The sequence below is a fragment of the Bradyrhizobium sp. LB13.1 genome, assembly GCF_054056815.1.
Genome location: NZ_JBSRYQ010000001.1, coordinates 1,976,740 through 1,990,340, shown reverse-complemented (window position 1 = coordinate 1,990,340; position 13,601 = coordinate 1,976,740). Strand labels below are relative to the sequence as shown.

Here is a 13,601-nt window from a genome sequence, read left to right as displayed (position 1 = left end):
GCGTTTTCGCTCACTTCTTACCGTTCGGATTATTTTTGGCGAACCGAACTTCTGGCCATTCTACAATTAGCAGTCCAGCTACCGAAGCCAGGAAAGAGCTTTCATTTCAATCCCAACGCTCGCAATATCGACTGATCCAACTCAAACGGAGCCCTCTTGTCGGATATCGCAAAGCAACTGCCCTGCAATTCGTGGATCGTGACAACGCCAATTCCGGCCCTTTCAGAGTTTTCACGAACCGCACGTACAAAAGCGAAAACACTCTTCGCGGGTGCAAGGTCGCCGCATGATGGCTGGCTTCTGTTAACACCAAATTCAGTATTGAAGAGTCGTCGACGGTCGATCCCATGACGATCAGCCCACGAGGCCGCGACATCTAGGCGACCTGCCAGGGCGGCTTGACTGCCGAACTCTCGCCAATACCTCCCGAAGCTATATGCATGCCGAGGACTACCAACGAACGACGCGATCATTCTTCGCTTTTCGTACCAAGGGAGCTTCGTATCTGAATCGACTGAACTTCTGAAATCGGCCTCTGCCTTTTCTTGTCCTCCGAGGTGGCTGTCTGCAGGGAACGATAGGTTATGAACGTGCTCATAAAACCCTGGCACTCCCTGGTGGGTGAACAGTGGCGACTCATACGGATGAAAAGCAAACGCCGTGTTTTCATCAAAATTCTGAGGACGAAGACCTAACAAGCCACCGCCACGCCCTCCACTCGTAGTGTCATCGATCGCCGCATATCCCATCCCGGCTACTATCAGTAGATGGTTCGGCAACACATTGCGAATGCGCTGCCAATAGACCTCAATCTGATCATTCCATGTTGTCTTTGCCGAAAAGGCGCCGACCTCTGGCGGTTCATTGAACAGCTCTAACGAAATGTCTTCGGGAGGAAATCTCGAACCGAGCTTCATCGCTAACAGCGACACAACGTTCACAAGCCGTTGAAATTTTTGACCGTCGGGTCCATCGATGACATCAACGTCCGAAAAGCCGTGCACGGGATGCGCATCTTTCGGGAGCGGATGAATATCGACGATTACCTTTAAACCACTTCTAACGCGGCGTTCGACGCCAGCTATCAACTCTCCGAGCAAACGCTCCAGGGTAAGGTCGTCGGCCGCAGCCATGAGCGCACCGACATCAACAGCCATTCGAATGCAATTGAAGCCAGATGAGCTAATGTAACGTAGGCGCCCATCCGGCATGACGTCTAAGTCGGCCCCTCCATTACGAAACGGGTTGACGTCATACGCTGACACTCCCCCTTCGACAGACGATTGAGCAAAACCAAACGGCTGGAGCGCATTTATGCAGAGCAATGGACTATGGGCACCAACAAACGCGGGCGCTGAGTCCGCATCGCTGGCGCCGACAGCGAAAAGAACGACAACTCCGAGAAGCCTCAAACGCAGGCCAAACATTATCGCTCGGCCGACCGAGATCTGCCAGCGCAGCAACGGGCCGCCCTCTAGTTCACCACCCCATGGCTTCTGCACCACTCTGCGCTTTGCTTCAGGCCATCAAGAAGCGAAATTGAGGGACGAAAGTCTAGCTCGTGTACAGCTCGTTCCGAATTGTACGTCACGCGTCGTCGAATGAGTTGGAGTTCGGATCGATTCGGATACAGATCGGCAGCGGACTTGGCTCCAGCGACAACCGCCGGTCCGGCACGCCCAGAGGCGCCAATTTTTCTGAACAGTGAATTAAAGTGAGTTTTCAGAAACTTTCCACCCACGCGAAGAAATTCAGTGCCCGAAATCATTGCAGATAGATGCATCGCTGAAGGAGTTACTCGATCCTGAACGTTTAAGGCGTCGCCAAAGCGCTCAATGTATTCGTTCCAACTCACGACCTCAGGCCCATTGATGTTCAATACATGGGATCCAGGTGTCACACTTGATGTCGCGGCCAAGATCGCTGCCCGCGCGACATCATGAGCATGGATTAGATTGCATGTCCCCTCGCCAAAAACCCCCAAGCCTCGCCATCGTCCCCTCGCAATCCGCTGAGCATATCGAACGGTCCAAGATTCAGAAAATGGCCCATATACTATGCTGGGCCGCAAGATGGTGAGTTGGGGACCCCCTTTCGCCGCAGCATCCAGTAGCAGGCGTTCCATCTTCACCTTTCCTAGACCGTACTCGTCGATAGGCGAAACCTTTTCCTCATTAACGTCACCAACCAGATCCCCGTAGACGGCGGCCGAACTGAACTGAACGAACCGCGGAACGCCAGCTTGGGCACAAGCCTCATAAAGGCGAAGCGCAAGCGTTGGTTCGCTAGCCGATGATGGAACAGCGGCATTTATGACCGCGTCCGCGCCCGATAGCACTGGCAGCAAATCGTCGCCACTATCGAGATCCACTTGGCTCATCTTTATCCCGCGGCGCGCGATCCTGGCGGATGCCGCCCACCTTCTTACGCAGGCGTGGAGATCGATGCCACCTAGGGCGTTCAGTTCTTCACAGATCCACCCTCCAACAAACCCACTTGCCCCGAACACGACAACTTTCATCACACTTCCTCAGATTGCGCCGATGTTTGTAGGATACAGCGACGCCGAATGGTAGATCTGATCTAACACTCGAATGACGGACATGGATCCTGCGCCGGAGGACGTTGGATCAATGGCGCCCTTCGATGCAGCTATAAAATTCTCTAAGACGTTATCAGCCAGATCCTCGTATGACGTGACAATTGGGTGACCTGAAACAATCCGCACACTGCCACTCCTTTCTTTGACCGCATAAGAATTCAAACCTTCGAGGTTGATGTGCACCTCGACTTCGTCGAATACCAATCGAGCAACGTTCTCCTGCTTCTGATACCGACTGAGTCGAATCGCGATTGGAGCGTCCCCGGCCTGAAGGTCAATTTCAGCCAAGCCTTCAGGACCATAAAATCCGTCATGATGCGCCGAAATCACGATCCACTCGGGTTCGAAAAGGTAGTGATAGAAGTCAATAACATGAGCGCCTAGATCCATGATCACGCCAGTACGCTGCGCAGTTGGAGCGAACGCTGCACCCGACTCAAAGGGCCACGATAGTTTCTGGCCCTCATAGTGGGTGGCCGATCGAAATGTACCAAATTCTCCCGATGCGACACGGGTTCGCAGGTCACGCACCAAGGGCATGAATCGCCTAGTCTGGTTCACGGCAACAACTCGCTTGGCAGTTGCCGCACAGTCAACGAGCGAACTTGCTTCTTCTGGCCAGATCGCAAAGGGCTTTTCGATAAGGACATGCGCACCCCGAGCTATTGCAGCTTGCGCTAGCGAGCAGTGCAACTGGTTTGGTACAGCAATGATTGCAAGGGCTACCTCGCCCGAAACGTCCGAAAGGTCTGAAACGGGCCGTCCGGCAATAGCTGACGAGGCTGCTTTTGTCGCCTTGTTACCCGGATCGACAAGCCAAATGTCGCCAAATTCATCTCGTCGCCTAGCTAGAGACGGAAGATAAAAATTCTGCGCAATCGCTCCGCAGCCGATAAGCGCGATATTGGGTTTCATGTAGTTTTCTCCACGCGAATAGCGCTTGGTTGAGAGGCGGCTAGCGCCTGTAAGCAGGCCGAGCGGAATGAGAAGTGCTACTTTAAGGCCCGCAACTTACGAATTGCTTTCTCCGCTTGCCTCGCGACTGTCGCGTCGTCGCAAAGGCCATCCTCGCAAGCCGGTCAGGGCGATCCTTTTCCGACCGATCACTCCGAGTACCCGGTCCGCAAGGTCATTCCATACCACCGACGCTGCTACACCGCATGCAACCGCCAGGCAAACACGGAGAACAAGCAAGTCGGGAATCCCAACTACCGCAAGCTTCGGCATCAACTTGTTCGCAACCCAACCGCTCAACATGTAAATAAAAAGCGAATGCTGAGCCAGCACTGCAAAACTACCTCGGAGAATCCTCGGCAGAACAATTCTGCCAAACCAGATCATTATCACGATCGAAAGGAATAAGAATGCGCTGAACGGCTGCATAAACGAGCCAGCCACGACAAGGTTTCCGTAGGCTGCTACAACAAGCGCTCCAGTGATCGCCGTGAGTAACAGCTTTTCGTACGTTGATCGCGCAAAATATATGGCGGCACCGAGCGGCAACAACCAAAACCAACGAAAGGGGCCGACGCTGGTATGATTAATCTCACCATTCCACCAATCTAATTGAGTTTGGAGAAAAAGCGCAGAGAGCCCTACGAAGAAGGCGCTAACGCAAAATGCAAATGTTACCTTGCCCTCTTGCTCCGCTCGACCCAGCAAATGCTTAGACCAATAGTAGACTTTACCTATAGCTGCGAATATCAACAAACTCGCGGCCAAAATGTCCAAAAACCAAAACGGTAGCGATCCTTCATCGGGATTCGCGAAAAGAGTCCCCATCAGAAATATGTCGGGAAGCCAAATATGATGGGCTGGATCCCCTCTAAATAACTGCCAAATCGCGGCAGGAACGGCAAATTTTGTAATGAACCCCAGCGTTGGAAGAAGACGCCCGGATTCAAGTATTCCCGGCAGCAAAAAGCGGCCAAAACTCATACCGGAGACCAAGAACAACGTTGAGGTCGCGGTAAAAAAACCAACTCTTGCGTGATCTAACACAACAAGTGTGATCGATATCGCGCGAAATAGCAGGGAGGCTTCTACGCTCACCAATGAAAATAGGCCTGCCTCACGTTGCACGCTTGCTGATATGATCTCCATGGAGGCCAGCTTCACAAATGGAATCTCCTCCCAGTTCACGGGTAGGAAACCAAGGCGATCTTCGATAAGAAGCGACATTCTCACGTACGAAAGTGAATCTCCTCCTAGTTCTACGAACGATTGATCACCGTCGAACTCAATCCCGCCCCACGCGTCCGAGACCTCTCTAAGAAACTGGCTGTCAGTAACATTCTTTATTGCCGCAGCGGCGATTCTGCTCTGGCCGATTGAACGCAACGCGGACCGATCCACCTTCCCATTCGGAAGCAGTGGAAGTTGGTCGACACTTACAACTAAGCTGGGGATCATATATGACGGAAGGAGATCGGGTGCGAACCGCCTAACTCCACCATCATTTCCAACGACATAAGCAACTAGAATAGTATCGCCAGATTCGCTCGCTTCGGGCAAAACGATGGCGCGCTTCACCAACCCATGGCGCTCGAAAACTGCGGCGATTTCGATGCAATCAACTCGATATCCTCTTACCTTGACTTGATCGTCCCTGCGACCGCAAAAATAGATACGGCCCTCTTGATCGGCATAACCCAAATCTCCGGTTAGATACATTCTGTCACGGCTATCAGGGGTCGCACCTCTCTGCAGAAATGCATTTCTGCGCCCACCCTCGTCTTGCCGATGATCGTGCCCTATGTACCCGAAGGAGAGATACTCGGTCTCAATGGCAATTTCTCCTTGCGTTCCCACTTCGAGATTATTCAGGTCCTCATCTACGATCCACACTTTGACATCAGAAATAGGCTTTCCTAGTGGGTATGGGGCTGACAATTCAGGACCAATAATTTGGTATGTCATCGCCTGCGGAGTTTCTGAAGTTCCGTAGAAATTTACCAAGTGAGCTCGAGGCGCCAACTCCCGCACATGCTTGACAGTGGCCCCGCGCAGAACATCGCCACCACAAAATACATATCGCAATCTTTGTATCTCATCTTTCCTTTTGCGCGCAGATAGCAAGTCTATCAGTGGCGGAGTGAGATGGGCATATTCGATGTGAGACGAGTCCAACCAGTTAAACAACCGGTCAGGAGCAAGCAGATCGCACTGCTTTGGGATATGCAGCTCCCCCCCCAATGAAAGAGGAACCAAGACATCTCTCAACAAGGGGTCATGACTTAAGCCAGAGAGCATCGAGAACTTAGATCCTGGCCGCGGCCCAAATACGTTCTCGTACCATCTGATGAAGTGAACAATTGGAGCGTGTCCGGTAAGGATGCCCTTTGGAAATCCTGTACTTCCGGACGTGAAAAGCAAATAGGCAACATCATCTGGGGTAACAGAAAGGCCAGCTGGATCGACGAGATTAGTGGGATCTTGGGTACGCATCTTCGCGATTTCGAGCCATGCGATCGCGCCCGCCTTTGTGCGAAATTGGCTGTCGCGTCCCGTTGCGAGTGATGACGGATAAAAGCAAACCGCAGCACTGGATATCCGCAAGATATCCAGGATTCTTTCTTTCGGATACGCCGTATCCAAGATCACAAAGGGCAATTTTGCCAACAGACACGAAAGCATTGCGAGTGGGGTTTCAACGCTCCTAGTACCTAATATCGCTACAGGGCCTGACTTGCACTGCGCCAAGTTCCTCAACAGCGAGGCATTAGTGCTCGCAAGGGCCAAGAGGTCTCCGTAGTTTATAGTTTCGTTTTCACAAACGATCGCAATTGCTTCCGGATTAATTCTAGCTTGGTTGACAAACTCAAGGGCAATGTTCTGAGTGCCATCGAAATGTTGGCGCATTTCAAATGCTCCGATTTACTCTGATGATTTTGACTCGTCGAAACCCGACGTGGGACCAGGTTGAGGGCCCTTAATTATAACTGGCCCTGAACAATGTCCTGCACTTCCTGCTCCTGTCCGCAAATTGCGAAAGTTCAAGTCGACCTTATCTCGCGCGACTACGCTCATCGGCTTAGCAGCCTGCAGCTTCAACCAGACGGTCGCTCGCAGCAGGCGGCCCGTATCGAACCGCGCCACGAGAAAGGATTTCCCCTGAACCGAAGTACAGTAAATTGAACATCAGCCAAGAGAGACTCTGATTCCAACCGATGGTCATCTCAGTTTGGCCGACCGCGACAGTTCCAAAGATGTATATCAGCGAAAGAACGCCATGATCGAGCTGCCCTCGCTTGCAGCATGCAATTGCTCGCCACGCTGCGAGTCCGAGGTAGACTAACACAATGCAAGCGCCAACAATTCCGAGCTCCAAGGCGATCTCAAGCAGCGCATTTTGCGCGTGAGTCACACCCCACCCACCAGTCTGGTCATCGGCAATTTTTCGGAAGACGTCAGACTCATCCCACATTGAGCGGTAGCCATAGCCCAGCGCGGGTCGATCATAGATGAGATTAACAACGAGATCCCAAAGCTGGGTCCGACCGGTTAATCCCGCATCTTTGCCGAAAATCCCCAACACGAACTCTGGCTCGTACCAGAGAATGAATATGCCGAACAAGACAAGGAGCACCACCATGGCTCCAATCCCTGCCCCCACGAGCCGTCGTCGCTTCCATATCAAAAAGATAGAGGTCGCAAGCAAATAGCCGATCGACACTGAGATGGCCGTAACCGATTGTGACAGAACAACGAGCGCAAAATAGAGTGTTAGTAGCGCGAAGCGCCAACGTGATACCACCCCCCAGAATGATACGATGATGTATAGTTCAGCAAAGACAGCGACCGACATTATCGGCCCGAGAACATTCTTATGCGTAAAGACGCCTCTCCAGGTTCCAACAAGCGTCGAAGCATTCATGATACCCCACTCGGGGAACGCCATGACGTAGAGAACCGATCCAATCGCCGAAACAGCAAAGCTGATCGAAACAAAATTCATCCTGGTGATATTCTTGAATCTCACAACGAGAAGAGCCGCAATTGATATTGAAACTAGGTAGCCGAAGCTCCGCCGTATCGTTAGATCGGGGTGGATCGACCAGACCGTGGATACAATGGTTAATAGGGCGTAGAGTGTTGCGACTACGTTCCTGCTGAACAACCTACTTACGCCTCGCCCGTTCACAAAGACAAGCACGCCCACAAGTATCGAACTAAGCGCGATCGCGACCGTGTTCAGCGCGTTGGCCTCCTGCGTCGCACCGCGCGAAGTCGAACCGACTACGGCCGGCATCTCTACGAAAGCACTTTGCTGAAAAAGCAAAATTAGGACCACACCGGTCCCAATTGCGAACGAATCCCAGCCGCTTCTGGTAGCGGGTCCCGACCTGCCTAATGATCTATATTTTGTTGTTGGCACAACTCCTTCGACAGGCACAGCGCAACTCTCTGAACGAACGGATAACCCTCCTGCAAATCGAGGGGATAAAGGATTGGTCGCAGCGGCAATACCAGGAGTTGGCACTGCCCAATAGCCACCCCAACGTCAACCTCTGAGTGAAATAGGAACTCGGCGGGAAGCTGCGCAGCTCGCGGCCGCCGAGTTATAGAATGCCATACCATCTGATGCTAGATCTACTTGGCAAACAAAGCGTATTAAGCTTGATAGTTCATCTAATCACGCTTCTAACGAAGTGATATCTCGTCATCTCGAGTAGCCCGGGTTAGAAGAAGTTCAACAATACATTAACGAAGCCCCGTGTTCATGCTCATTGCCCTCGTTGCGCCTGAAATCCCGGACTATGCGCTTCAGTACGCACAAGTGCTGGCCGAAGCCCACGACGTGGTTCTTTTCATTCCGGAGAAATTCCGAAAGCCCGAACTCGAGAATTCCAACCGGCTCAAGATCCGTTGGACTGCATGGCCCCGTCAACGAAGTTTAAAAAATGTGCCGTTCATGTTCAGAATGGCGCGCGAGATAGGCCTTTATCAGCCTGACGTCGTCCATTGCCTGGATTCGAATTACCTCTGGCTCAACTTACTGGCTTTTTGTCTAAGAAATATTCCGTTCATTATAACGCTTCACGACGTCTTCGTCCATCCAGGCGATGACAGCACCGCGCGTGTTCCGCGAAGCTTCGTCAAACTACTCTCAAAGCAAGCGACGGCCATAGTAGTACATGGCGAAGGGCTTCGCAGAGATGCGATTCGCAACTTTCAGATCTGCCCTGAACGAGTTTTCGTTTTCCCTCACCCACCTCTGCTCCGATACTGGAACCTTGCCCGCCAGGCAGGTTTTTCGAAGACGAGCGATCACCTGTTTCGCATTCTCTTCTTTGGACGCATTCAAGAATACAAGGGTCTGCGCTATTTGATTGAAGCAGCTCCTCTGGTTCAGCACGAAATTCCTAATGCAAGGTTCGTGATCGCAGGTGCCGGTGAGCATCTACTCAACTACAGCAGCCTGCTGGCGAAGTCAGATTGCTTCGAGATCCACAACCGGTTTATCTCCGAGCATGAAGCTGCCCAAATGCTTGTTGACGCCGACCTTATCGCTCTTCCCTATGTTGAAGCATCCCAAAGCGGCGTTCTCCTTGCGGCTTTGCCATTTGGCACCCCGATTCTAGCGACGGACGTAGGAGAAATGGGGACAATCGTACGTTCAGCTAGAATAGGGTTTGTGGTTCAGCCACGAGATCCGCTCGCGCTAGCGTCCGCAGTTATTCAGGCCGCCTCCGATCCGAGTTCGACGAAGACGTTTCGCGAGAATATTGAGAACTTGATGCTGGGGGATCTCTCGCTGCGAACACTCTCGGCCCAGGCAGAGCAGATGTACGAGCAAGTACTGGACCTCACATCTACTCGCGCGAAATCACCCAATGCAGCTTAATATCGCAGATCGCAGCAAGCTTGCTCCTTCGGACAACGACCTTCTGGTAACTCCCTCGAACACCAAACTAGGGCTTCAGCGGACACTGGGGTTCTATTACGCGCATAAGTTTGGGAATCTTTTCCTCGCATCCTTCTTTCAAATATTCATCGCTAAGGTTTTGACGCCTAACAATTACGCAACGTACGCAATCTTGCTCGCTACAATTTTAGTGTCAGAAAGGCTTCTATCTTTTGGTCTCGACCGCACGATCATGAGGTTTGTTCCCTCTTTGACGGCGCGACGCGACTTCGCTTCTTTACGCTGGCTGCTCGTCAGAATGGGCCTAGTCCGAACCCTTTCCCTGATCGTCATGTCGCTGGTGATCTGTCTAGCCGCTCCTTCTGTCGCCAGCCAGCTCCCAACCTCAGTCTCAATTACCGCGATCTACGCATTTGCTTTTTGGTTCGCAAGCACCTCACTCTTCTCCGACACGGACGCACTTGCGCAGAGCTGGATGGCACATATCGAGGTAGCAGCCGCGCTTACGCTGGAAATAGTTGCGCGATGCACTTTAATCTCCCTACTTGCCATGTTCGGATTTTCCGTCGACGCGAGCCTAGTCATTGTTGTCAGCGCGCTAACCAACACCTTTGCTCTACTTGGACTCGGTATGCGTCTTCTCATGACACGAAGGCGAGTAACAAGACGACAAACAGCGGGACCGGCCGAAGCTTCCCCCCTCGACGTTCGGGAGGCACCAATGTTTGCAGCGGCGGCGTACGCATCAACTTTGGGATGGCTCACCACGAGTCCGGCGGCCGTTAGGATTGTCTCCAAAGGAGGCTTGGATGTCGTCGCCTTTGCCGCCTTTTCATTTATCCAAACACTCTGCATCTCACTACAGAGGGCATTTCCGGGACTACTTGTCCTTCCAAGCCTGGAGCCGATTCTCGCAGGACAAGCCTGGTCGGCGCAACGCGACCGAATGTTTGCCACTATGTCTTTCGTGTTCAAGGTTGAGCTAATTGCGGTGATGTCAACCGCGATCGTTATGGGAACCATCGGCGCCGAACTAATCACATTGCTGTCGCGCAACGCGTACGCACCTTATTTCTACGTCTTACCTTTTCTTCTAGTCGTCCTAGTGCTCCAAACACTCTACAGGATATTCGAAATCGTGATGAGCGTAGACCTGCAGCACCGACTGCTTCTTACGCTCTGGCCGATATCAGTACTTTCCGTTGCGTCGCTATACTTTAGCGTCAGCCTTTGGGGCCTTTGGAGCGTCTTGCTTGTTCCGATCGCCGAAGGCGCAATGCGCGTGGGCATCATTCTCTTCATCTACCGGCGTGCGAAAATGTGGAGAGCATTCGACCCTGCGCGGTCGCTTCAGCTTGTCGCATTCGCCGCGTTGGTCTTGCTGGCATCAGCGTTAGTATTCCACTCGGGGATCCGCGTTCCGGGTTCTAGCGTAGGCATAGCAGCAGCGTGCCTAGGCCTATTCTCCACATCGCTGTTCGTTATACGACCTTTTCGCCCGTCAGAGGTCGAAAATCTTGCTGCCTTGTTGCCGTCCTCCCTTAGCATCGTAGAGAGACTTGCCTACTTTCTTGCTCGGAAATAGTTGGGTCCAGCTTGTGTTTCAGGTCGATGATCTGATCGCATGGAATCAAGATTGCTTGTTCGACGGACTTTTTGGGGGGATCCGTGAGGTCGCGCTCACGGGACGGCGCGGCACGCAGTTGGGCGGGACAGCGTCGATCAGGCCATGTGCCGGAGTGACGGGGCAAGAGAGGGTTGGCCCATGGCAGCAGATCGTCGATTCGGATTTTCGGGTGGGCGTTGACGATCTTTTCGACGACGTAGCCGACGCAAGGCGTGCGACTCGATACTAATGGGCTTGCAGATCTCGATCGACAAGCCGATGACAGTCCAATGATCGCCGCCGCAGTCGGCGCCCGCGAAGAGCACATTTTCGGCTCAAAGCGGTCGGCCGTATGCGCATCAAGCTTGGACTTGGACCTTTCCTAAATTCTGCCAGATCTGAACTAACTCAGATACATAAGTCCCGATCTCATACCTGTCAGAGTGATCTCTTCGCGCCGCCTCTCCTAACATTCCTCGCATTTTCGGAGATTCAATTAGTCGATCCAGTGCTGCACAGAGAGCGTCAACGTCTCCGACTGGGACCAGAATTCCATTCCTTCCGGATTCCACCACCTCGGGAATAGCACCTACGGGCGTCGAAATAACGGGAATACCGTGCGCGAACGCCTCCAGAATGACCATTGGCAGGTTCTCCGCGAATGATGGAAGCACAAGAACATCGGTTTTCGAGAGTAACTCGGCGGTATCCTCCGGTCCTAGCCAACCGGGCACATTGACTCGATCTTTGAGTCCGACTTCGACGACCCTCGCGCGCGCTTCGTCGACCTTTCCATCGCCGGCGATCGTGGCGACCCAGCCTGGCTTCGAGGAAAGCCTTCTAAGGGCTTCAATCAGCTGCGGTGTCCCCTTTCGTTCGCCGAGTTGCCCGAGCGAGGTTATTCTTACGTGCGAGTCCGTCGACGGAATTTGAGCCCGGGACGCAGACCTTGTCGCATTTGGCAGAATGACAATTCTGTCGGCCGCCTCGGGTATTCTGCTCTTGATCGTTTCCGCCCAGTAATTCCCCAGTACGATTATCTGTCGGCTATGCAGAAACAGGCTGTCAATTGCAGCCGCCAGTCGTCGAGGGGCAGCGCCCCAGAATTCATCGAAGACCGCCCCGTGCAGATGCACGATGTAAGGAACTCCTAGCATGCGAGCAACGGCGCCTAGTGTCGCCTTGCGATAGCTGCTTCCCCAGTCCGATAGATGAATGTGAAGCAGATCTATTTTCCCGGTGACACGACGCAGGATGAGCTTGATCAACGCGAATGCGAATACGAACTGGGCTGCGAAGAGTCCCCGCTGGCCGCGAGTGACTAGCCGCTCTGCAACGATCTCCCCTTTCGACGGTGCATTGACAGCTTCGAAGATCGCATCATTCAACCGATCGATACCGCCGCGACCGTTGAAACCAAGAGGGGTCGCGACCAGGACGCGAACCTCGCTCGAGCGCAATTTCTTCTCATCGGAGAGCTTCAACGTCATTCCCCTTCTGTGCTTGGTATCGAGGCAGATCACACTCATTGTTGAACGCGCGCATCACTGCTCGTTGGCCTGCTTGTCCTATTTTGATTGGCGAAAAACTATTTAGTTCTCCGTTTGCCGGACACAAGTAATTCTCCGATCGCCTTAACGACAAACATCGGCGCAAGTACAAGGTACCTCCGCCAGAGACGACGCGGGTCGCTCATCAATCTGTGCAGCCATTCAAGACCGTGGTTTCTCATCCAGGCCGGAGCTCTTTTAACGGCCCCAGAGTGAAAGTCGAAAGCGGCCCCTACACCGATAAGCACTCCACGGTCTATTATGGCCGTCGCTTTCGCGATCCAGTATTCCTGCTTCGGGCTTGAGATCCCTACCCAGATGACGTCTGCGTTGCTCACTCGAATTTCGTCTATGTCTTCTCGACACGACTTGAGCAGATCAAAATTGGGACCAATATCAAGCATCGGGGGAGTAATGATGCCCGCAACCCTCAGCCCAGGATACCTACGAGTAAGAATGTCAGCCATTCTTTGCGCGACGCCCGGCTTTCCGCCGTAGAAGAAGTGGCTTTGCCCGGATGACAACGAGAACTTACAGACTTCATCCACGAGATCCGCGCCCGGCACACGGCCAATCTCGTCTCCATGGCCTTTCATCTTCGCGACCCAGACCAGCGGCGCCCCGTCAGCAACGACAAGATCAGCGGTTTGGTGCAAATTGCAGAGCTCCGGTTGTCTCAGCGCCAGCATAAGACTGGGAACGTCGCGCACGAATACGGAGTAAGCTTTGCGGCTATCCACCGCCCAAGCTGAAATTTGTTTGGTAGCTTGGGATCAGATTTACCAGGCTCACGGGAATGCCAAGCACGCTGGTTCGAACGATATTCTTTTGCATAACAGATTGAGGAATGAACCTAAGTTACAAAATGGACTCTGGGCGATCCGTCGCCTGTGCAAGTGGATTTTAAAACGCGCTTCAGGCTGTCGACCGTCAACGCCCTCGAGATGATAAGTTACGAGAAGGCGTACTTCCGAA

9 protein-coding genes are annotated in these 13,601 nt (G+C 52.9%); 2 read left to right on the top strand and 7 right to left on the bottom strand.

Going from position 1 to position 13,601, the window contains the following annotated elements:
* Window positions 1-101: 101 nt before the first annotated feature.
* The 5 genes from ACVWYI_RS09345 to ACVWYI_RS09325 all read right to left on the bottom strand — a co-directional run bounded on the left by ACVWYI_RS09345 (window position 102) and on the right by ACVWYI_RS09325 (window position 7,559).
* A complete protein-coding gene (locus ACVWYI_RS09345) occupies window positions 102-1,505 on the bottom strand; it encodes a cellulase family glycosylhydrolase (protein ID WP_456661774.1) in 1,404 nt (467 codons plus the stop codon).
* A complete protein-coding gene (locus ACVWYI_RS09340; protein WP_456661773.1) occupies window positions 1,475-2,521 on the bottom strand; it encodes an NAD-dependent epimerase/dehydratase family protein in 1,047 nt (348 codons plus the stop codon). Before ACVWYI_RS09340 ends, ACVWYI_RS09345 begins: the two co-directional genes overlap by 31 nt.
* 9 nt (window positions 2,522-2,530) lie before the next feature.
* The gene (locus tag ACVWYI_RS09335) at window positions 2,531-3,517 is read right to left on the bottom strand and encodes a Gfo/Idh/MocA family protein (protein ID WP_456661772.1); all 987 of its coding nucleotides are present in this window, start codon (window positions 3,515-3,517) and stop codon (window positions 2,531-2,533) included.
* A gap of 96 nt (window positions 3,518-3,613) precedes the next feature.
* Window positions 3,614-6,463, bottom strand: a complete 2,850-nt coding sequence (locus tag ACVWYI_RS09330; RefSeq protein WP_456661771.1) for an AMP-binding protein — start codon at window positions 6,461-6,463, stop codon at window positions 3,614-3,616.
* Window positions 6,464-6,635: 172 nt separating this feature from the next.
* Complete coding sequence (locus ACVWYI_RS09325) at window positions 6,636-7,559, bottom strand: O-antigen ligase family protein (RefSeq protein ID WP_456661770.1); 924 nt, start codon at window positions 7,557-7,559, stop codon at window positions 6,636-6,638.
* A 765-nt stretch (window positions 7,560-8,324) separates the two neighbouring features.
* Between ACVWYI_RS09325 and ACVWYI_RS09320 the strand changes: the two genes are divergently transcribed.
* Both ACVWYI_RS09320 and ACVWYI_RS09315 read left to right on the top strand, forming a co-directional pair.
* On the top strand, window positions 8,325-9,449 hold the full coding sequence (locus ACVWYI_RS09320; RefSeq protein WP_456664500.1) for a glycosyltransferase family 4 protein: 1,125 nt from the start codon (window positions 8,325-8,327) through the stop codon (window positions 9,447-9,449).
* Window positions 9,439-11,055 (top strand): lipopolysaccharide biosynthesis protein, encoded by a 1,617-nt coding sequence (locus tag ACVWYI_RS09315; protein ID WP_456661769.1) that lies wholly within the window; start codon window positions 9,439-9,441, stop codon window positions 11,053-11,055. Before ACVWYI_RS09320 ends, ACVWYI_RS09315 begins: the two co-directional genes overlap by 11 nt.
* A gap of 380 nt (window positions 11,056-11,435) precedes the next feature.
* Here the strand turns inward: ACVWYI_RS09315 and ACVWYI_RS09310 are convergent, their stop codons facing one another.
* Together ACVWYI_RS09310 and ACVWYI_RS09305 are read right to left on the bottom strand one after the other, a co-directional pair.
* Window positions 11,436-12,560, bottom strand: coding sequence for a glycosyltransferase family 4 protein (locus ACVWYI_RS09310; protein WP_456661768.1), 1,125 nt, complete (start codon window positions 12,558-12,560; stop codon window positions 11,436-11,438).
* A gap of 104 nt (window positions 12,561-12,664) precedes the next feature.
* Complete coding sequence (locus tag ACVWYI_RS09305; protein WP_456661767.1) at window positions 12,665-13,366, bottom strand: WecB/TagA/CpsF family glycosyltransferase; 702 nt, start codon at window positions 13,364-13,366, stop codon at window positions 12,665-12,667.
* Window positions 13,367-13,601 lie beyond the last annotated feature (235 nt).